The 20,568-nt window shown below is 44.7% G+C and carries 16 protein-coding genes; 14 read left to right on the top strand and 2 right to left on the bottom strand.

The features are described 5' to 3' along the window. Window positions 1-225 precede the first annotated feature (225 nt). The 5 genes from DS742_RS06525 to DS742_RS28750 all read left to right on the top strand — a co-directional run bounded on the left by DS742_RS06525 (window position 226) and on the right by DS742_RS28750 (window position 5,186). Window positions 226-2,079: a sensor histidine kinase gene (locus tag DS742_RS06525; protein ID WP_205692739.1), complete on the top strand. Its 1,854-nt coding sequence runs from the start codon at window positions 226-228 to the stop codon at window positions 2,077-2,079. A 9-nt stretch (window positions 2,080-2,088) separates the two neighbouring features. Further along, entirely contained in the window at window positions 2,089-2,820 is a 732-nt protein-coding gene (locus DS742_RS06520; protein WP_117416183.1) for a LytR/AlgR family response regulator transcription factor, read from the top strand. Window positions 2,821-2,834: 14 nt separating this feature from the next. Continuing rightward, a complete protein-coding gene (locus DS742_RS06515; RefSeq protein WP_147325727.1) occupies window positions 2,835-3,776 on the top strand; it encodes a hypothetical protein in 942 nt (313 codons plus the stop codon). 184 nt (window positions 3,777-3,960) lie between these two features. Further along, window positions 3,961-4,632, top strand: a complete 672-nt coding sequence (locus DS742_RS06510) for a hypothetical protein (protein WP_117416181.1) — start codon at window positions 3,961-3,963, stop codon at window positions 4,630-4,632. 404 nt (window positions 4,633-5,036) lie between these two features. Next, window positions 5,037-5,186, top strand: coding sequence for a hypothetical protein (locus DS742_RS28750; protein ID WP_170313378.1), 150 nt, complete (start codon window positions 5,037-5,039; stop codon window positions 5,184-5,186). Window positions 5,187-5,233: 47 nt separating this feature from the next. On the opposite strand, the gene DS742_RS06505 is transcribed toward DS742_RS28750, so the two are convergent. Together DS742_RS06505 and DS742_RS06500 are read right to left on the bottom strand one after the other, a co-directional pair. Further along, the gene (locus DS742_RS06505; RefSeq protein WP_117416180.1) at window positions 5,234-5,641 is read right to left on the bottom strand and encodes a hypothetical protein; all 408 of its coding nucleotides are present in this window, start codon (window positions 5,639-5,641) and stop codon (window positions 5,234-5,236) included. Between the two features lie 229 nt (window positions 5,642-5,870). Further along, entirely contained in the window at window positions 5,871-7,217 is a 1,347-nt protein-coding gene (locus tag DS742_RS06500) for an N-acetylmuramoyl-L-alanine amidase family protein (RefSeq protein WP_117416179.1), read from the bottom strand. 368 nt (window positions 7,218-7,585) lie between these two features. Between DS742_RS06500 and DS742_RS06495 the strand changes: the two genes are divergently transcribed. The 9 genes from DS742_RS06495 to DS742_RS06455 all read left to right on the top strand — a co-directional run bounded on the left by DS742_RS06495 (window position 7,586) and on the right by DS742_RS06455 (window position 20,503). Continuing rightward, entirely contained in the window at window positions 7,586-9,520 is a 1,935-nt protein-coding gene (locus tag DS742_RS06495) for a thiamine pyrophosphate-binding protein (RefSeq protein ID WP_117416178.1), read from the top strand. Between the two features lie 24 nt (window positions 9,521-9,544). Beyond that, the gene (locus DS742_RS06490) at window positions 9,545-10,477 is read left to right on the top strand and encodes an NAD-dependent epimerase/dehydratase family protein (RefSeq protein ID WP_117416177.1); all 933 of its coding nucleotides are present in this window, start codon (window positions 9,545-9,547) and stop codon (window positions 10,475-10,477) included. Window positions 10,478-10,507: 30 nt separating this feature from the next. Beyond that, a complete protein-coding gene (locus DS742_RS06485; protein WP_117416176.1) occupies window positions 10,508-11,698 on the top strand; it encodes a class I SAM-dependent methyltransferase in 1,191 nt (396 codons plus the stop codon). 9 nt (window positions 11,699-11,707) lie between these two features. Next, entirely contained in the window at window positions 11,708-12,775 is a 1,068-nt protein-coding gene (locus DS742_RS06480; RefSeq protein ID WP_117416175.1) for a zinc-binding dehydrogenase, read from the top strand. A 4-nt stretch (window positions 12,776-12,779) separates the two neighbouring features. Then, the gene (locus DS742_RS06475) at window positions 12,780-13,787 is read left to right on the top strand and encodes a glycosyltransferase family 2 protein (protein WP_117416174.1); all 1,008 of its coding nucleotides are present in this window, start codon (window positions 12,780-12,782) and stop codon (window positions 13,785-13,787) included. Next, on the top strand, window positions 13,784-15,976 hold the full coding sequence (locus tag DS742_RS06470) for a glycosyltransferase family 2 protein (protein WP_117416173.1): 2,193 nt from the start codon (window positions 13,784-13,786) through the stop codon (window positions 15,974-15,976). The genes DS742_RS06475 and DS742_RS06470 overlap by 4 nt, the downstream gene beginning before the upstream one ends. A gap of 1 nt (window position 15,977) precedes the next feature. Further along, window positions 15,978-16,967 (top strand): glycosyltransferase family 2 protein, encoded by a 990-nt coding sequence (locus tag DS742_RS06465; protein WP_117416172.1) that lies wholly within the window; start codon window positions 15,978-15,980, stop codon window positions 16,965-16,967. Between the two features lie 98 nt (window positions 16,968-17,065). After that, a complete protein-coding gene (locus DS742_RS06460) occupies window positions 17,066-18,484 on the top strand; it encodes an undecaprenyl-phosphate glucose phosphotransferase (RefSeq protein ID WP_117416171.1) in 1,419 nt (472 codons plus the stop codon). Between the two features lie 36 nt (window positions 18,485-18,520). Continuing rightward, window positions 18,521-20,503, top strand: a complete 1,983-nt coding sequence (locus DS742_RS06455; protein ID WP_117416170.1) for an LCP family protein — start codon at window positions 18,521-18,523, stop codon at window positions 20,501-20,503. Window positions 20,504-20,568: the final 65 nt, after the last annotated feature.

The following is a 20,568-nucleotide window of genomic DNA, read 5'->3' as shown; positions in this document are numbered from 1 at the left end:
ATCTCCATTAACCCATTTGCACTGTAACAGAATAATTGATTTCCAGATAAGAAAAGGAAAGAGAGCATTCGGCAATAAACTTGACCGTCCGCTCTCTTTCTTTTCTACTGCAATGAATTAAAATATTTTTATTGCTATATTTTACCAGAAATAGTAAAATAAACAAAAATACATGGAATTTGATGCATGAAGGGTAACGGGTTCGGGGGAAAAATTAAGAATATAATGAAAGAAAAACAAAAGAAGAACAGAAGAGCCCTGTTATTTTTAATACTGTCTGTTTGTTTAATATCAGGGCTTGTAAGTATCCGGAATCAATATGTTTCCTATCCCATATCCGATGGATTTATAAACCTGTCGGATATGAATATGGAAGATAAGGCGGTTCAGTTAAATGGTGCTTGGAAGTTTTATGAAGGGATATTTGAGGATACTGTCTCCCGGACAGCAGGCAGCCTGGACGTTCCGGGAAGCTGGCGGGGAAAAGTAATTAACGGAAAGAAGCTGGAAAAACACGGCATCGGCGTATATGAACTCCGGGTAAAAGTTCCGGCACCCGGTGATTACTGCATGAAGCTTAACTATGTTTCCAGTGCATATGAACTTTACATAAATGATAAAAAGATTGTAGAAAACGGAAAAATTGGTGCAGACAAGAACGGAGAAATTCCCAGCTGGGCCCCTCAGTTTGTCTACTTTAGTGCCGATCAGAGTGATCTTGTGATCCGGCTTAAGGTATCCAATTTTCACTGCAATAATGGCGGAATCGTACTTCCGGTCTATATTGGAAAACAGGCGCCGCTGTTCCGGTTTCACCTTCTCAACCTGATGAAAAACATCGGGTTTATTGGTATTCTCGCTGGAATGGCGTGCTATCTGTATGTTTTTAACTGGTGTCTGAATAAAAAAGCACAGTCTGTATATCTCTGGATTTTTTGTATCTCTGTGCTGGTTTCTGCGTCTATTATAGACGGAGAGAGTCTGGTCAGTATTTTATCCTTTCTCTCCATTGATGCAGTTCTGAAAACAGAGTATATATCCTTTATGGTCCAGATTACATCCATTCAGTTCTTTCTATGGAGCATGTACCCGGAGCTGGGAAAAACCCATCCGGTCCGCTTTTTAAAGCTTTTGGATTTTTTCTATACCGCCATTCTTGTTTTTCTGCCCGTCGTGCCTGCGTTGTATGACAATATGGTATTCGTACCGATTCTGTTAATTAATGCAATTTGTTATTTTTTAAAGATTGCCAGGGCGTTTCAGCTGAAAAAGCCCAATGCCGGACCGGTTTTACTGGGCTATTGTGTATATGTGATGTCCTGTATCCTGCAGCTTGTGGATATCCAGCATAATATTGATGTAAAATATTTAAATGACTTTAATTTCTACTATTTCGGAGTGCTTTTTTTCCTCCTCAGTCAGGGATATGTTCTGGCAGTGAATGTGGAAGATACGTTCCATCAGTCTGAACTTGCCCATGAGATGGAGATTGCCTCTTTGCAGGCCCAGATCTCCCCTCATTTTTTGTTTAATATTCTTCATAACATTTACTACCTTATGGACACCAATGCGAAGACGGCAAAAGATATGCTTATGTGTCTGTCTGATTTTTTAAGGGTAAAATACCGGTTTGATTACAGAACCTATACCCTGTATCAGTTAAGAGAGGAACTGGATCTGGTAAATGCTTATGTGGAACTGGAAAATGTGAGAATGAATGGTGCATTAAAGCTTGAGATTGATGCACCTGATGAGCTTCGGACAAACAAGATTCTTCCCCTTACCCTTCAGCCCCTTGTGGAAAACTGTATTAAGCACGGATATGATTCCCGTGAGCTTCATATCCGGATCGGGGTCATGGAGAAAGGAGAGATGCTGCTGATCAGCGTAGAGGATAACGGCAGGGGAATCAGACCGGAAATTCTTGAAACTATTGGCAGGAGTGATGCTTCAAAAAGAGGAGTTGGAATCAGCAATATCAATTACAGACTTAAAATATGTTTTCAAAGCCAGCTGGTCATTGAAAGCCAGTGGTCAAAAGGAACAAAGATCAGTTTTCAGATACCGAAGAGGGGGTAATATGCAGGTATGCAGGTTGTAGTCATTGATGATGAGAAAAATTCAATTGAATATCTTACGGAACTGCTGAAGAAAAAGGATGAATTTTCTTTGGCAGCGGCCTTTTCCGATTCCAGAGAGGGGCTGGCGTATTTACTGAAGAACCCATGCGACCTGTTATTTTTGGATATTGATATGCCGGGAATTAATGGAATGTACATTGCTGAGCAGATCAGCAGCCTTCATCCACAAACGAAGATCTGCTTTGTAACTGCGTATAATGGTTATGCAGCAAAGGCATTTGAACTGAATGCAGTTGATTATTTATTAAAACCCTACACAGAAGAACGGTTTTATAAGTGTCTGAATAAATTAAAGAATACCACAGCCGGACAGGAGGTATACCAGGAGATCAGCGGGCAGTATGAATATAACTTGGACATGATCTGCGGGTATAACGACGAAGATATTGTTCTTATACCGGCGGCTGATATATTTTATATAGAAGCATTACAGGGGGTTTGTATGATACATACCAGGGATCACGTATTCCGCGGTAATAAAACGCTGAATTTTTATGAGGAAAAGCTGAAGAAAAATTCATTTTTCCGGACTCATAAGTGTTACCTGGCTAATCTCGCCAGAGCAGACCGGTTTCGGCCGCGAATTAATTATACCTATGATATGTATTTTAAGGATATTTCCGATGTGATACTGGTAAGCCGGAATAAGGTAAAGGAACTGAAACAATATTTCAATTAATTCAGGAGGATGAAATGATGAGTGAAAAAGTCAGGGTAAGTGAACTAAAGGCAGGAGATATCCTTTTACTGGAGCCCAGCGAAGACAAGATATCAAAGATCATAGCGTGGGTCACAAAATCTGAAGTAAGCCATACCGCTTTAAGCTGCGGGCCTGCCAAGCCGACAGGGACTGTGATTGAGGAAACGCCGCCCAATGCAGTCGAGGACACCATCCTTACCAGAACAGCAAGGACAGCCTATGTGATGCGGTTAAATCCGGGAAATAACGACTGTCAGCCGGTTATGAACATTGCGGCCCGGTATGTCAGAGAGAAGCTGCCTTATGCCCATGCCCAGCTTCCGTTTATCGGCCTGTATTGCATTACCAGTAACATACTGGGTGATACGGGGATTCAGGGCCTTGTAACAAAGATTGTGAAACTTTCCATGGGGATTTTAATGGAGCTGGAAGATGCGGTGATTTATAAGGGCAGAGAAGCCATGATGTGCTCCCAGTTTGCTTATCATTGCTATAAGGAAGCGGGAGAGAGTTATGAGATTCATTTAAATAATAATACAGGCTTCCCTGTGATTGATAAGATCATTGAAATCATTCAGAGGGATCCTTCCGGTTATAACAGCCGGATATTCTCTGCAATTGGGGAAAACAGCCCTGTAACGGATGAGAATGTGGATGAAGCAGTCAATGAATTATATGAGGCGCTGAGTGAGAATCAGGCTGGCACACGGCTTTCTGTATCGCCTGATTTGCCGGATGACCTTATTATAGAAGTAACCCGTTTCTGCATCCAGTTCGTTAAGACATTTTCCAGGGGAGCAGACTGTAATCAGGAGGATGCTGTCTACTATTTAGACAGACTTAAGGATATGTATGAATACTTCATCTCCCCAGGAGACCTGTTGAAGAACACCCTTAATTTAACCTGTATCGGTACGGTTGATTATGAAGGTTGAAGAATTTTATTAACCATTGATCCCGCAGATTAACAGGTTATGCTGTTTTTTTGCATCTTAGGGATATCCTGCCTGCAATGAATAAAATACCGGTATAATGTAGCCAGCTGGAGAATACAGACCAGCTGGCTTTTTTGGCGCAATAACGGCCGGAAACTGTTTTTTAAGGAAGGCGGGGAATTAGATGGATTATGCAAAAACAAAACAGTGGCTGGATGATCATGGAGTCATTCTGGAGGAAAGCTTCTATACAGCATTAAATAATCTTGCTAAAGACTACAAAAAGACAAATGACTTAAGGCTTCTGGAAGACGTGTATCAGAAACTGGGGGTAAATAAACAGGCTGTTTCCTGGTGGAAAAATCACCCGTACAGCACTCAGACAAGAGAATCCAAGAAGCAGGTGATTGCCTCCTGTGCGAAAATATTTCATTTAAATTCAGAGGAATCCGAGCTTCTGGCCAATAAGGCGGGGCTCTCTCTTTCCGGTGAGCATGATTTTTGCGGATATTTCAGACAGTTTCTAAATGGCGGCAGAGGAAGAGGCAAATCCATCTGCGAAGCAGCCAATGTCAGCGAGCGGATGTTTCAATACATTAAGAGTCAGAAAAGGCCGTCAAAGGAAACATTGCTGGCAATTGCCATTTCTCTTGGACTTGGAATTGACGAAATACAGCTTTTACTGAAAAAAGCCGGGTATGCGTTATCCGCTTCTCTTCCCAATGATGCAGTTGTATGCTGGTTTCTTTCCGGTGAAAGAAAAACAGACGGAACGGTTCCGGTTCTGTTTTATATCAATGAAGTGCTTGATGAGCTGAGACTTCCTCTTCTGATGACACGGTTGAAAAGCTCATAATAAATGTATTTTACCTAAAATAAATAGATTTTATGAAAGCCGGATCTGGAGCAGCCGGCTTTTTGAGGTTGCACTGGTAATAAATAGATATATGTCCTCTTAATTGTCAAAAATCTGACGAGAATAAAAAACATTAAGATAAATTATAATAATTATTGTAAAATCTATTATAATTAATATCAATTATGTCGACAATATAAGGTATGAACAAATCGCACATCTAGTGCCAGCTTTTTTTTGCTATGGCATATGTAGTACTTTAACTAAAAAATCCCCTGATAAATTGATCAAATTGACTAAAATAATGTAAAAAATGTCGAATAATGCGATAAAATTTACTTTTCAAACACTTAGAAAGGACTTATATTGAATAAAGAAAAGCAGAAAAAGGAGGGGGTATCTATATGACAGATGCTGAGAAACTGCGGATTGTACAGATGGAGAATGAGAAGCTGATGGAAGAAAATTCGAGACTCCATAAAGTGATTGAAAGGTTGAATCAGACGCTGAACAGATTGATCGGACGTTACATAAGTACTGATAAAATCGCCTGACAGGGGATGGGTAAGGAGTGCAGGGGGGCACTCCCGGAATGTCCCTGTCAGGGATCAATCCCCTTTTGGGATTCTTCCTGGTCACTTAAATTTAATCCCTTGTTTTTACGTACCATTTCCCAGATTGTCTGGTGCATCCATTCAATGGTTTTATTCAGTTTTTCATTTTCAATCTCCAGTTCGGTAATGCGGTCTCCCATTCGGGCAATGATTTCCCGGTTATTATTCACCTTATGAGGTACCAGCAGGCGCTTTACATAGGGAGACGATGAGGCAATGATTTGGGAGGATAGCAGTTCGTCCCTTTCTTCACAGGGCAAATCCATGAAAGCCTGATAGCTGATGGACAACGCAAGCATGTCCACCTTGCACTTTGGGCATACCGCATTCCTCTCCAGCTGATAATAACCATAATACCCGCATTTGGAACAATAGTACACGGACAGTTCTCTCATTGGTCTCCTCCTTTTTTTATTAGTGTATGAACATTCTACTCCTATATATATAACGTTTAATCGACAAAAATATAACGCGAAAACACTGAAATCGATAAAAAAATTTCTATTTTAGCATTTTGTACTGATATTACAGATACAATTGTTCAAAACAAATAAAAGCCCGCTGCTGATACGCCGCGGGCTTTTTGGCAATTGAACGGATGTTTCATTTATAAAGGTAATCTATTTACTGAATAATACCATTTACATCTACAACGTAAACTTTTTCGTTGGTGTCTTTGAAATCTCTGAAGCCTGCGCCAAGCTCTGGTTTTGCTGTGGACTTGGATGTGGAAGAAGCTTTCTGAAGAACACCATTGGTATTCACAAGATAGTTCTTGCCGTTAAGAGCGAATGGAGCAACTCTTAAATCCGCATCTGCTTCTTTTCTTAAACCATACTCGTAAAGAGTATCGTCAAGAATACCGTGGAAGCCCTGACCTTTCTTGCTTCCTGAAGTTACAAAGTACCAGATCTGGTTCTCGCCTAAATCTTCGTCATAGATGGACTGTTTTCCAGTGTTGATCGCGCCGCTTTCTGCGAAATAGAAGTTTGCAGTATTTCCGTCTTCCAGAGTAACAACCTTAAGTCCGGTCTGCATTTCACCTTTTGTATTAAATCCATATTTCTGGGAGTTTACAGTGAATAATTGAATACCCTTTTTCGCAAAGTAAGGAGCACCGTTTTTGAAGAAGAACCAGTGCTGTTCGCCTTCTGCGCTGATGCCTTCGATGCCTTCGATTTCTCTCCAGCCATCAACTCTTGCACCGCTCTCATCATAGTACTGATAGCCTGCTGCGGAAGTATTGTTGTCAGTATTTTCGGCCGCTTCTGAAGGAGTTGCTGTTACAGGAAGTTTGTACCAGCCGGTCTGCATTTCACCATTTACAAAGGTGTAATAGGAACCGTTAATTTTTTTGTCTACCTGATCTTTTACCATGATACCGTCTTTGTCAAAATAGTACCATGCACGTGGATGCTCGGAATCTTCTTTTGCACTGTCAAGCTCAAACCAGCCTGTTTTCTGTGCTCCGTCGTTTTCGCCACCCAGGTAATAAGTAGAACCTGCGATTTCTACTTTGCCAGTGAGCATCTGACCCTGTTCGTCAAAGTAGTACCAGCTGTTGTTAATCTTCTGCCATTTGGAAACTACGGCTTTTCCGTCTTTTCCGTAATAATGCCAGTAGTTTTCAGGCGAGTCAGGGGAGTCCCAGTAGCTGTCATTGGTAACAGAGATCCAGTAATTAGATACTCTTTTACCGCTCTCATCTACATAGTACTCATCAATTTCCTCGCTGGTAGCGATTTCGCCATCCTCGTTTAAGTAGTACCAGTCTTCTCCGTACTTCTTCCAGGAATCAGTGGCGAAGTAATCACCCTCCTCATAAAATCTCCATGTACCGTTTTCTTCTACCCAGCCAGTTGCCTTGGCATAGACAGTAGAGGCTGTGTTAAAAGATCCCAGTTGTGGGGCTGCAGCAGTTAAAATACCGGCAGCGGATAATACAGCCATCAATTTGATTTGCTTTTTCATAAATATGTTCTCTCCTTTTTTGCAGTAAGTTTTATCGTGGCCGAAAATCCATAGTTGCATTACTCTGCGATTATAACGTAAACAAAAGGGAGAAAGAAAGTGTGGTTTGATGGCAGATATGGAAGGAGCTAACAGAACAGGAGAAAAGTTGAGGATACGCAGGGGTTCCCCAGTCTGTATGGTGCCGCCCCAGTGCAGGGAATTCGGGCAGTTGTAAGGAAAACGAGGCTGGGACGGAGAAGAAACGGAAGAAAAATGGAAATGCAGGAAGCATTTAGAAAGTAAGAAAACTTTAATAGGAAAATAAAGTGGTGTGTGGTATAATCACAGTCAGATAATTACCATTCCTTAATAAAGGAGAAAATAACATGAGAACGAAAGTATCCAATTATATAGCCCGGAGTCTGGTGGAGCTTGGAATCACCCAGGTGTTTACCGTAACAGGAGGAGGTGCCATGCATTTAAACGATGCATTGGGACATCAGGAAGGGCTTAACTGTCTCTATAACCATCATGAGCAGGCATGTGCCATTGCTGCCGAATCCTACGCCAGAATCAGGGGACAGATTGCTGCTGTATGCGTGACCACAGGCCCGGGGGGTACCAATGCCATAACCGGAGTTTTAGGCGGATGGCTGGATTCCATTCCCATGCTGATTCTGTCAGGACAGGTCCGCTATGATACCACAGCCAGATGGTCCGGCGTAGGAATCCGTGCCATGGGAGATCAGGAATTTGATATTACAAAAGCAATTGACTGCATGACCAAGTACAGCGAGATGGTGATTGATCCCATGAGGATCCGCTACTGCCTGGAAAAGGCAGTCTATCTGGCGTATTCCGGCCGCCCCGGACCTGTATGGCTGGACATTCCCTTAAACGTGCAGGGCGCTTTTGTGGAAACCGGTGATTTAATCGGATTTAATCCGGAGGATTACGAGCAGGGGGGAGACGGATGGGCTTCTGTATGTGAAGCAAAGATCTCTGAGGATGAGAACGGGTATGGAGAGAAACGTCAGACACTGCCTCCAAAGCCCGATCAGGATGCTGTCCGTGACGTCCTTTTAAAGATCAAAGAAGCATCACGCCCTGTAATTAATGCAGGCAATGGAATCCGCATCGGACAGGCTCATGAGGCGTTTCTTCGTGTGGCAGAGAAGCTGGGAGTTCCTGTTGTGACGGGCTGGAACAGCCAGGACTGTATTTATGATACCCATCCTCTTTATACAGGAAGAGGAGGCGGAATGGGAGACCGTCCCGGTAATTTCGCCATACAGAACAGCGACCTGGTGCTTTCACTTGCCAGTCGTTTAAGCATCCGCCAGGTTGGATATAACTATGACACCTGGGCCAGAGAAGCTTATGTTATTGTCAATGACATTGATTCTGAGGAATTAAAGAAACCGTCTGTCCATGCAGATATGCGGATTCATGCAGATATTAAAGAACTGCTGGCGGTGATGGAAGATCTTCTGGATCAGGAATTTAAGGCGACTGGGAAAGATCCGCTTTTTAAGGGCGGGAAGGGAATTGACTCACTTACCTGGAATGAGACCTGCCGTATGTGGAAAGAGACGTATCCGGTGGTGCTTCCAAAGCATTACAGCCAGGAAGAAGAGAAGGAAGTCAACATCTATGCATTTATTAAGGAGCTCAGCTCCCGTCTTCCGGAAAACCAGATTACTGTGGTTGGCAACGGATCGGCCTGTGTTGTGGGCGGACATGCTTATGTGATCAAGCCCGGCCAGCGTTTTATCACCAATTCTGCGGTGGCCTCCATGGGATATGACCTGCCGGCAGCCATCGGCATTGCAAAGGCTGATCCGGGAGAGGACATTATTCTTGTGACCGGGGATGGAAGCATACAGATGAACCTGCAGGAACTGCAGACGATTATACACCACCGCCTTCCCATTAAGATATTCGTAATAAATAACGGCGGTTATCATTCCATCCGGCAGACCCAGAAGAATTATTTTGGGGAGCCGTTGGTGGGAATCGGAGATGACAGCGGGGATTTAAGCTTCCCTGATATGATGAAGCTCTCCGGTGCATACGGATACCCCTATGTCTGCGCCCGTCACAACGGTGAGATCGATCAGGCGCTTCGTGATACCTTATCTCTTGACGGACCGGTGATTTGTGAAGTATTTGTCAGCAGAGATCAGAATTTTGAGCCGAAGTCAGCGGCCAAGCGTCTCCCGGACGGAACCATGGTTTCTCCTCCATTAGAGGATTTATCCCCGTTCCTGTCTGAGGAAGAGATGAACCGCAATATGATCATTCCCCGAATCAGGGACTAGACTACAGGACAGGGAGGAAATACGGTGAATGTTGTTGTAACAGGAGCGACCAGCTTCCTGGGAAGAGCTGTGGCGGACCGCCTTTTAAAACAGGGCAGCAGGGTATATGCAGTGGTCCGTCCCGGTTCGGAGAATATGAGATACCTTCCGGCAGAACAAAAGGGACTTCACGTAATAGAACGGGAGCTTGGGGAGCTTGATACGCTGGATCAGGTAATTGACGGACCCTGCCAGGCATTTTATCACTTTGGCTGGGATGGTTCAGGCAGCGAGAACCGTATGAAACGGGAAGTCCAGCAAAAGAATGTCAGGGACTCTTTGAAGGCTTTGGAAGGGGCCGGACGTTTAGGCTGCAGCCGTTTTCTCTTCAGCGGTTCCCAGGCGGAATACGGAATTCACGCAGGACCGCTTACTGAGGAGACCGTATGCAGTCCTGTCTCTGAATATGGAAAGGCGAAACTGGATTTTTTAAATCAGGCGGCAGAAAAGACGGACCAGTGGAGACAGGAAGGGATTTTTTCCATGGAGTATATTCACGCAAGGATTTTCAGCGTGTACGGACCGGGAGACCATCCATGGTCTCTGGTGGAAAGCTGCTTACGGGCATTTGGCAGGGGAGAATACATATCCCTGGGGGAATGTACACAAATGTGGAATTTTTTATATCTGGAGGATTGTGTCCGGGCACTGATGCTTTTAATGGAACGGGAAAAAGAATCGGTTTCCGGAATTTATAATGTGGCAGCGCCGGAAAGCGAAACAAAGCCGCTGCGGGAATACATTCGGCTCATGTATGAAACCATGGGATATCATGGCAGCTACAGTTATGGAAGAAGACGGCCCAATGCGGAAGGTCTTGCAAATCTGATTCCGGATATAAAAAAGCTGGAAAAAGAGACCGGTTTTTCTCCCCTTGTGAACTTTTCTGAGGGAGTTAAGAAAACCTGCGGATATTAAAAAGGATTGACATGGAGGAAAATTTGTGGTATGAGAGATAGGATTTGTATTGTGTGCGGGCAGGCACTTGACGGGGAACCTTTACTGACACTGGATCATATGCCCGCCTCCGCCCAGGATATTCCGGGCCGGGAGGATCTGGCAGATGACAGGGGAATCAGTTTAAATCTGCACCAGTGCAGCTGCTGCGGTCTGGTTCAGTTTGATTGTGAGCCAGTGCCATATTATAAGGACGTAATCCGGTCCGGCGGATTTACCACCACCATGGTGGAATTAAGAAAACGCCAGTACCGGCATTTTATTGAATCCTGCCATCTGGAAGGGAAGAAACTCATTGAGGCTGGCTGCGGCCAGGGAGAATTCCTTTCAGTACTTACCGGATTCCCGGTTATTGCCTGCGGAATTGAGCACCGTGAGAGCCTGGTTTTACTAGGAAAAGAAAAAGGGCTGAATGTCTGGAGGCAGTTTGCCGGGGAGGGCGAGGTTCTTGTATCCCCCGATGGCAGCATGAGCGGTCCCTACGATGGATTTTTATCCTTTAACTATCTGGAACACCAGCCGGACCCTGTTGGGATGCTTCGCTGCATTGCAGAGAATTTAACGGATGAGGGCGTGGGTTTAATTACCGTGCCAAGTCTTGAATATATCTTGAAGTATGACGGCTACTACGAACTGATCCGGGATCATATTGCTTATTATACCTTTGATACGCTGCGTTTTGCAGCGGATCAGGCTGGTTTTGAAGTGATTGAGGAAGAGATGGTAAACCGGGATACGCTCTCGGTGATTGTCAGAAAGAAGAAAACCTTAAAAGAAAGGCCGTCCGGGGATAGTTCCGGCAGACTGGATGTCTCCGGTCTGGTACAAAGCCGTGTGATCATTGGCGATGAGCTGAAACGTCTGATCCGTGAATTAGAGTCAGAAGGAAAGAGCCTTGGAATCTGGGGAGCAAGCCATCAGGGCTTTACCCTCGCATCCACAACTGTAATCGGGGATTTTGCCAGATACATCATTGATTCAGCTCCCTTTAAACAGGGCAGATATGCACCTGCCTCCCACTTGCCCATTGTGGCACCGGACCATTTCCTTAAGGATCCGGTAGATGCCATTTTAATCGTGGCTCCGGGCTATACAGAGGAGATCGCTAAGTCCATCGTGGAAAAATTTGGCCGGAATGTGGAGATTCTGGCGTTGAAATCCAATCATTTGGAAAGGATATAAGAAAAAAGTATGAAAGCATTTGTATTAATTGAACCGGGAAAAGTTGGCTGGCATGATGCGCCGGAGCCGGAGCTTACACCTTACGGAGCGATTCTGCGCCCTGTTGCAGTGGCGCCCTGCTCCTCTGATGTTCATACCGTTTACGGAGGGGGATCTAGAAAAGCGCCCAATCTTATATTAGGCCATGAATGTGTGGCGGAGATTTTACAGACCGGTGAATTGGTGAAAGATTTTAAGCCTGGAGAGGTTGTTGCAGTTCCTGCCATCACCCCGGACTGGAGGGCTATGGGGATTCAGGAAGGAAATTATAAGCACGCATCGGCTCCATTTTCCGGACATCAGCTGGGCAGATCCATACCCGGCGTATTTGCTGAAAAATTCCTGATTCCTGATGCGGATACCACTCTTGCAAAGATTCCTGAGGGAGTTACACTGGAACAGGCTCTTATGTGTGTGGATGTGGTCACTACCGGTTTTACCGGGGCGGAATATGCAGACATACAGTTTGGAGACACAGTCGTGGTTATGGGAATCGGTCCCATCGGCCTGATGGCAGTTGAAGGTGCCAGACATCTGGGGGCGGCCCGCATCATTGCAGTAGGTACCAGGCCTGTATGCACCAGTCTTGCCATGGAGTTTGGGGCGACGGAGGTCTTAAGCTATAAAAACGGCAGTATCGTGGATCAGGTGATGGAACGGACCGGCGGTCTGGGAGCCGATGGCGTCATCATCTGCGGAGGCGGTGACGAAGTATTTACCCAGGCGGTTGATATGGCAAGATATGGAATCGGAACCATTTCCAATGTCAATTATTTTGGCGGCACCGGAAATCTTGCTTTCCCCAAATTTTCGGGCGGCAGGGGAATGGGTGGGAAGACCATTCATACGGAGCTGGCAAAAGGCGGGAGAGTGAGAATTGAACGCCTCTTAAAGATGATTCAGTACGGCAGAATTAACCCCCAGAAGCTGGTGACCCATCACCTGTATGGACTGGATGAAGTGGAGACTGCGCTCCGGCTGATGAAAGAAAAACCTGCAGATTTAGTAAAAGTGATGGTGCGGACAGATGGGAAGTGAACACATGAAAACAATTAGCATTGTAGTTCCCTGCTATAATGAGGAAGAAAACGTAGAGGCCATGTATCAGGCGATTACAGGTGTTTTTAAAAGGGAATTAAATCAATACGGTTATGAACTGATTTTTATTGATAATGATTCTTCTGACAGAACCAGGGATTTAATCCGCAGTTTATGTTCAAAGGATAAAGGGGTAAAGGGAATTTTAAATGCGAAAAATTTCGGGCAGTTCAATTCTCCATACTACGCCATGCTCCAGTCAGACGGCGACTGTACGATTTTAATGGCTGCAGATTTCCAGGACCCGGTGGAGATGATTCCCAGATACGTAAAGGAATGGGAAGACGGTTACAAAATTGTGATTGGTATCAAGAAGTCCAGCAAAGAGAGCAGGATCATGTACTGGCTGAGAAGCTGTTACTATAAGATGATTAAAAAACTCTCGGATGTGGAGCAGATTGAGCATTTTACGGGATTCGGACTCTATGACAAATCATTTATTAAGGTTTTAAGGCAGCTTGATGATCCGACACCTTTCCTCAGGGGAATTGTGGCAGAGCTTGGTTTCAGAAGAAAAGAGATTCCTTATGAACAGCCCAAACGGCGGGCTGGGAAAACCAGCAATAATTTCTACAGGCTCTATGATGCGGCGATGTTAAGCATTACTTCCTACACAAAGGTCGGACTTCGCCTGGCAACCATTTTTGGAAGTATCTGCTCCTTTGCCAGCATGGCGGTGGGCCTGATTTATCTGATCTTAAAGCTGATCTACTGGGACCGTTTCCCAGCCGGGATGGCACCTCTCCTCATTGGCATGTGCTTTCTGGGATCAGTTCAGATCTTCTTTATCGGTCTTGTGGGGGAGTACATTCTTTCCATCAATGCCCGCATTATGAAACGTCCTCTTGTTATTGAGGAAGAGCGGATTAATTTCACATGCGGCACACAGGAAGATACAGATGAGGATCTGCTTCTTATGGCAGCCTCCATGGAGGATGGGAATCAGAGATGAAATATAAGATAGATGTAGCGCGGATCCGTGACAATACCATCGTATTAAATGGCTGGGTAATCGGAAAAACTCCGGATGAACCAGTGGAATTTAAGGTGCTTGATGAACAGGGAAATCCTGTGGAATTCAAATACGTACCGGTGCGCAGAGATGATGTAAGCCAGATTTATTTTAAGAAAACGGTTGAAAAGGACCTGGGTTTTGATATCCGGATTCCTTATGTCCGGGACAGCAGAAAAGACCGGACTTTGGTGATACAGTGTGATAATAAGTCAGTACAGGTAAAGCTGAATGCGGATATCATAGAAAAGCAGAACAGTTCAGCCCATAAAAAAACGGCTAAATTAAAGAGCATGATGAATAAGCAGACACTGCAGTCTGCCATGGATTTCCTCATGGAAAATGGTCTGAAAGCCTTTGTGATCAAATCCAGACATAAGCTTCAGGGAATTGACAGTGATTACGATTATCCGGAATGGGTATCTCTTACGAGAACAACGGAGGAGGAACTGGCACAGCAGAGACAGGTTGTGTTTGATTATATGCCAAGACTTTCTGTTGTCATACCCGCCTATAAGACACCGGAACGTTTCCTTTCCGCCATGCTTGATTCACTCCTTGCCCAGACTTACACAAACTGGGAGGTCTGTGTGGCTGACGGAAGCCCCAGGGGAGAAGGGGTGGAACGGGTGCTTAAGCGCTACGCCATGAAGGATGAGAGATTCCGTTACGTGATACTGGGAGAGAACAAAGGAATTTCCGGCAATACCAACGCTGCCATTGAGATGGCCACAGGTGATTTTATTGTTCTTGCAGATCATGACGATACGCTGGCACCGGATGCATTGTTTGAATGTGTAAAGGCCATTAACAAAGATCCTGAGATTGATGTGGTTTATACGGATGAGGATAAGCTTGATATCGACGGAGGGGAATTGTTTGAGCCTCACTTTAAACCTGACTTCAGTCCGGATTTGTTAACCAGTGTTAACTATATCTGCCATTTGTTTGTGGTAAATCATGAACTGCTTCTGGAAGTGGGATTATTTAAAGAGGAGTTTGACGGAGCCCAGGATTATGATTTCATTCTGCGCTGTACGGAAAAGGCCAGAAAGATCTGTCATATTCCAAAGGCACTTTACCACTGGCGCTGCCATCAGGATTCCACAGCAAGTAATCCGGAAAGCAAGCTGTATGCTTTTGAGGCAGGTGCGAGAGCCGTCAAAGCTCACTATGACCGGCTGGGAATCCGGGCGAAGTCCGTGGAAAAGGGCGTTGATTACGGCATCTACCACACCACATTTGAGATAACCGGAGATCCTCTGGTATCCGTCATTATTCCCAACAAGGATCACAGTGCAGATCTGGATTTATGCATGCGCTCCCTGATTGAGAAATCCACTTATAAGAACCTGGAGTTCATTGTTGTGGAGAATAACAGCACGGATCCGGTTACATTTGACTATTATGAGAAAATTCAGAAAGAATTTGAGTTTGTCCATGTTGTAACATGGGAGAGAGAATTCAATTATTCTGCCATCAATAATTTTGGCGTTTCATTTGCAAAGGGAGAGTACCTTCTGTTTTTAAATAACGATACAGAACTGATTAATCCGGAAAGCATACATGAGATGCTGGGATTCTGCCAGAGAGATGATGTGGGAATCACCGGAGTCCGGCTTCTGTACTCGGATGATACCATTCAGCATGCCGGAGTGGTTGTCGGTTTCGGAGGAATTGCAGGCCATACCTTTATAGGTCTCCATAAGGCGGAAAGCAGCTATTTTAACCAGGCTATGTGCGCAAGGAATTACAGTGCCGTTACTGCGGCCTGTATGATGAGCAAACGGTCCCTGTTTGATAAGGTGGGAGGATTTTCCGAAGATCTGGCAGTTGCTTTCAATGACATTGATTACTGTATGAAGATCCGTTCCTTAAATAAGCTGGTGGTTTATGCGCCCTATGCCCTTTTTTACCATTATGAGTCAAAGTCCAGAGGGCTTGAGGACACGCCGGAAAAGGTGGAACGCTTCAACCGGGAGATCCGGAAGTTTTCAGAAAAATGGCCGGAAATACTACGGGACGGCGATCCCTACTATAACCCCAATTTAACTCTCCGCAAATCCAATTTTGCATTAAGAGATTTAAAGAAAGAGAAAATAGGGGAACCCTATCAGTTAGAGGTTTAAGATGCGAAAGAAAGTAACAATCATTATTCCCAATTATAACGGATTAAAATTTATGGAACCCTGTTTTAAGGCCTTAAGAGCTCAAAGTGATCAGAACTTTGAGCTTCTTGTGGTGGATAACGGTTCTTCTGACGGAAGCGTTGAATGGCTGAAAGACCATCAGATCCCATCCATATTTTTAGAAGAAAATACAGGATTTTCCGGTGCTGTTAATGTTGGAATCCGGGAATCTGTAACCCCCTATGTCATTCTTTTAAACAATGATACGGAGCCGGATCCGGATTACGTCAGGGAGATGGTAAAGGCCATCGAGCGTTCTCCGAAGATTTTCTCCGTCAGCAGTAAGATGATTCAGCTTTACCACAAAGATCTCATGGATGATGCAGGAGATATGTACAGCGTACTGGGCTGGGCCTATCAAAGGGGAGTGGGACAGAAAAGCAGCGGCTATAAAAAAGCCTGCCGGGTGTTCTCTGCCTGCGCCGGTGCTGCCATCTACCGGAGAGAGGTATTTGACAAAATCGGAGGCTTTGACGAGGATCATTTCGCATATCTGGAGGACATTGATGTGGGATACCGGGCTAAGATATGTGGCTATGAGAACTGGTACTGTCCCAAAGCCGTGGTTTATCATGTGGGAAGCGGAACCAGCGGTTCCAAATATAACTCCTTTAAAGTAAAGCTGGCTGCAAGAAACAATCTTTATTTAAACTATAAGAATATGCCTCTGCTTCAGCTTTTATTTAACTTACTTCCCATTTTGGCGGGAATGGCAGTAAAATATTTGTTTTTCCGGCGTATTGGCTTTGCCTCTGATTATGTGGAAGGGGTAAAGGAAGGAATCAGCACTCTGAAAAAAACAAAAAAAGTCAGGTTTCAAATGTCCCGGCTTGGAAATTATATAAGAATTGAGGGAGAGCTGATTTTCGGTACATTTCTCTATGTATGGGAATTTATGAACAGAAAACTAAAAATTGACAGGTCAATTTAAGAATAATTTAATGGCATCATATTGACATATCATGTATAATAAACGGGAAATTATCATGGAAGAGTATGTAGTCATGCAAGTAGGAAGGTTTTGCTGCTATGATTAAAGATAATCAAAAAAAATTTAACGGGTTTCATGTAGCACTGGATGGACTGGTCATTATTCTGTCGTATGTGATTGCCTGGCTTCTTCTTTTACTGGGCAACCGGATATTCAGTCCCTATAAGCAGGTTTTGCCACCACAGTACTATTTTGCGGCGCTTCTCCTGATTTTGCCGACCTATCTGCTCCTCTACGGCATTTTCCAGCTGTATGCACCGAAACGGGTTCAGGAAAGGCGATACGAGTTCACCAATATTTTAAAGGCCAATTTACTGGGGCTTCTGCTCTTTACCCTCAGTCTGTTTCTGGTTAAGAAGAATCCGTATTTCAGTGAGTTCTCAACCCGAATGGTATTCTATTTCTTTGCTGTCAATGTTATTTTAGAGACTGCGGAGAGAAATTTAATCCGAATGATGCTTCACTCCATGCGGACCAAGGGATACAATCAGAAGCATATACTTCTGCTGGGGTACAGCCGTGCGGCGGAAGGCTTTATTGACCGGGTTCGTATGAATCCCGAGTGGGGTTATCAGATCAAGGGAATTCTTGACAACAACAAAGAATGGGGTGCTGAGTATAAAGGGATTCATGTCATTGGAAAAGTGAGTGACTTAGATGAAATACTTGCCCTTAATTCCCTTGACGAGATTGCCATAACCTTAAGCATCAGCGAATATGCGGATTTAGAGCGGATTGTGGCATCCTGTGAAAAATCAGGTGTTCACACCAAATTTATACCTGACTATAATAATATGATTCCTACCAGACCTTACATTGAAGATCTGCAGGGGCTTCCTGTGGTCAATATCAGGCGCGTGCCGCTGACAGATCCGGTGAATGCCATGTTAAAAAGGGCTGTAGACATATTTGGAGCGGCCTTTGCTCTGGCTGTATTTTCTCCGGTAATGCTTCTTACTGCCATATTAATCAAGCTTACTGCTCCCGGTCCCCTGATCTATAAGCAGGAGAGGGTAGGGCTTCACAACCGGTCATTTCCTATGTATAAATTCCGGTCCATGGTGGTACAGGCTCCTTCGGAAGAAAAAACAAAATGGACAACAAAGCACGATTCCAGAGTTACACCGGTGGGGCGTTTTATCAGAAAGACAAGCATTGATGAGATGCCGCAGTTTTTTAATGTGTTAAGGGGAGACATGAGTCTGGTGGGTCCCAGACCGGAACGCCCTCTTTTCGTAGAAAAATTTAAAGAAGAAATACCCCGCTATATGATCAAGCATCAGGTACGTCCCGGAATCACAGGCTGGGCACAGGTAAACGGACTTCGGGGAGACACTTCCATTACAAAACGAATTGAACATGATCTGTATTATATAGAGAACTGGACACTTGGATTTGATATTAAAATATTGTTCCTTACCATGTTCAAAGGGTTTATTAATAAAAATGCGTACTGATATCGGATACGACACAATTAGGATGAGGATAAGTAAATGAGAAATGAATTTGATGATGAATTAAACCGTGAAAATACCCGAAAGGAAAGGCGCGGTTCTGATTCGAAGCCAGATTCTGCTGGCAGCAGCGGGCAGGCAGGCAAAGATCCAAAAAGGTCTGTAAACGAAGGCGAAAGCCGGACTTACAGAAGGCGGCCGTCAGTGGAAGGTAACGGGCAGTCCATGTTTAAAGGACAATCATCAGCAGGAAAGCAGCCTTCATCGGCGGATGCAGCACGCAGACAGCCGGAAACTGGCAGCAGACAGGCACAAAGCGGTGCCAGACGTCCTGAGACAGGTGCAGCGCGGCCGGAAAGCGGTGCCAGACGGCCGGAAACTGGCAGCAGACAGCCGGAGGAAAATAGAGCAAGAGCTCCAAAGAAAGATCAGATCGTGATAGGAGACGGCGCTTCCAGACAGCAGCCACGAATTTCTCCACAGGAAAAGGCCGCTGCTGCCAGCCGTATGGCAGTTCATACAGAAAAAAAGAGACGAATCCGTAAATTCATAATCCTTGCGGTTGCGGAAATTTTTACACTGGCACTTATTTTCTCCTATGCTTATGTGGCCAGAATTATGGGCTCTATTCAGAAACCCGATAATTTTAATGCCAATCAGGTGCGTAATGAAGTAATGTCTCCGGAACAGAAGAAGCATATGACCGGATACCGGACCATTGCTGTATTTGGCGTAGACAGCCGTGACGGCAATGTAAATAAAGGAACCAATGCCGATGTTATTATGCTCTGCAATATAAACAGAGGTACTGGGGAAATAAAAATTGTATCCGTTTTCCGTGATACATATCTGAATATAAATGAAGGAAGTACTTATAATAAAATCAATGCTGCCTATGCAAACGGCGGAGCCGCCCAGGCCCTTGCCGCTCTTAATAAAAACCTGGATCTGGATGTCACCGAATACGTGACATTTAACTGGAAGTCTGTTGCAGATGGAATCAATATGCTGGGAGGCGTTGACATTGATATCAGCAAGGCAGAATTCCGCTATATAAACTCCTTTATTACAGAGACTGTGGAAAAAACCGGTGTTCCTTCCGTTCATTTAAAATCAGCAGGTATGAATCATCTGGACGGCGTTCAGGCTGTGGCCTATGCCAGACTCAGAAAGATGGATACGGATTATGCAAGAACAGAGCGTCAGCGCCTTGTGATTCAGAAAGCCTTTGATAAAGCAAAGAAAGCTGATCTTGGGCTTTTAAACAGAATACTTCTTATGGAGGTAGATCAGATTGGTTCAAATTTAACGTTCAGTGATTTTACAGAACTGCTTCTTGATATCGGTAAATACCACATTGGTGAAACAGGAGGATTTCCATTCGCCCGCGGTGACATGAAAGTCGGTAAAAAGGGAGACTGCGTTATTCCCCAGACACTGGAGACCAACGTAGCACAGCTTCATAAATTCCTTTTTGATAAGGACAGCTATGAGCCATCTGATATGGTAAAAAAGATCAGTGCCAAGATCGCAGCTGATTCCGGCATGTATAAGCAGGGAACCAGCATCGATCATGTGCCTACCGACGAAGGACTGGACGATGACAGGACGAAACCGGCCGTAAAGGAAACGAAGGCTACAGAGGCAGAAGAGACCTCCGGTACGGAGGAAACGATTGAAGCTACTGATGAGTTTGGAAATCCCGTAAAGACAACGCAATCCCCGGAAAACGTCACAGGCCCTACCAAAGAAACCAAGCCTTCCGAAACTACCAAAGGTACCGGAAAGCCGGGAGAGACGAAACCAACTACTTCCGGCACCAGTGAGACCACTACCGCTGCTCCGGGACCCGGAACCAGCGGAACTACCAAGCCGGGAACTGACGAAGAGACAAAGACGACTGTTCCAGGTCCCGGAGAAACTAAGGCGACACAGCAGGCAGGGACGGCTCCAACCACTGCAGCGACTGTCCCGGGGGGCACAACAGATGCAGTAGTAGTTCCTGCACCGCCTTCAAATTAATATTAAATTAAAAATGACCCATCCCTGCTTACAGCGCTTTGCAAAAAAGCTCTTTTTGCAGGGAT

Source organism: Lacrimispora amygdalina (genome assembly GCF_003432035.1).
In the GTDB taxonomy this organism is placed as follows: Bacteria; Bacillota; Clostridia; order Lachnospirales; family Lachnospiraceae; genus Lacrimispora; species Lacrimispora amygdalina.
The sequence above is the reverse complement of the archived record's forward strand: the minus strand, read 5'-3'. Positions and strand labels throughout refer to the sequence as shown.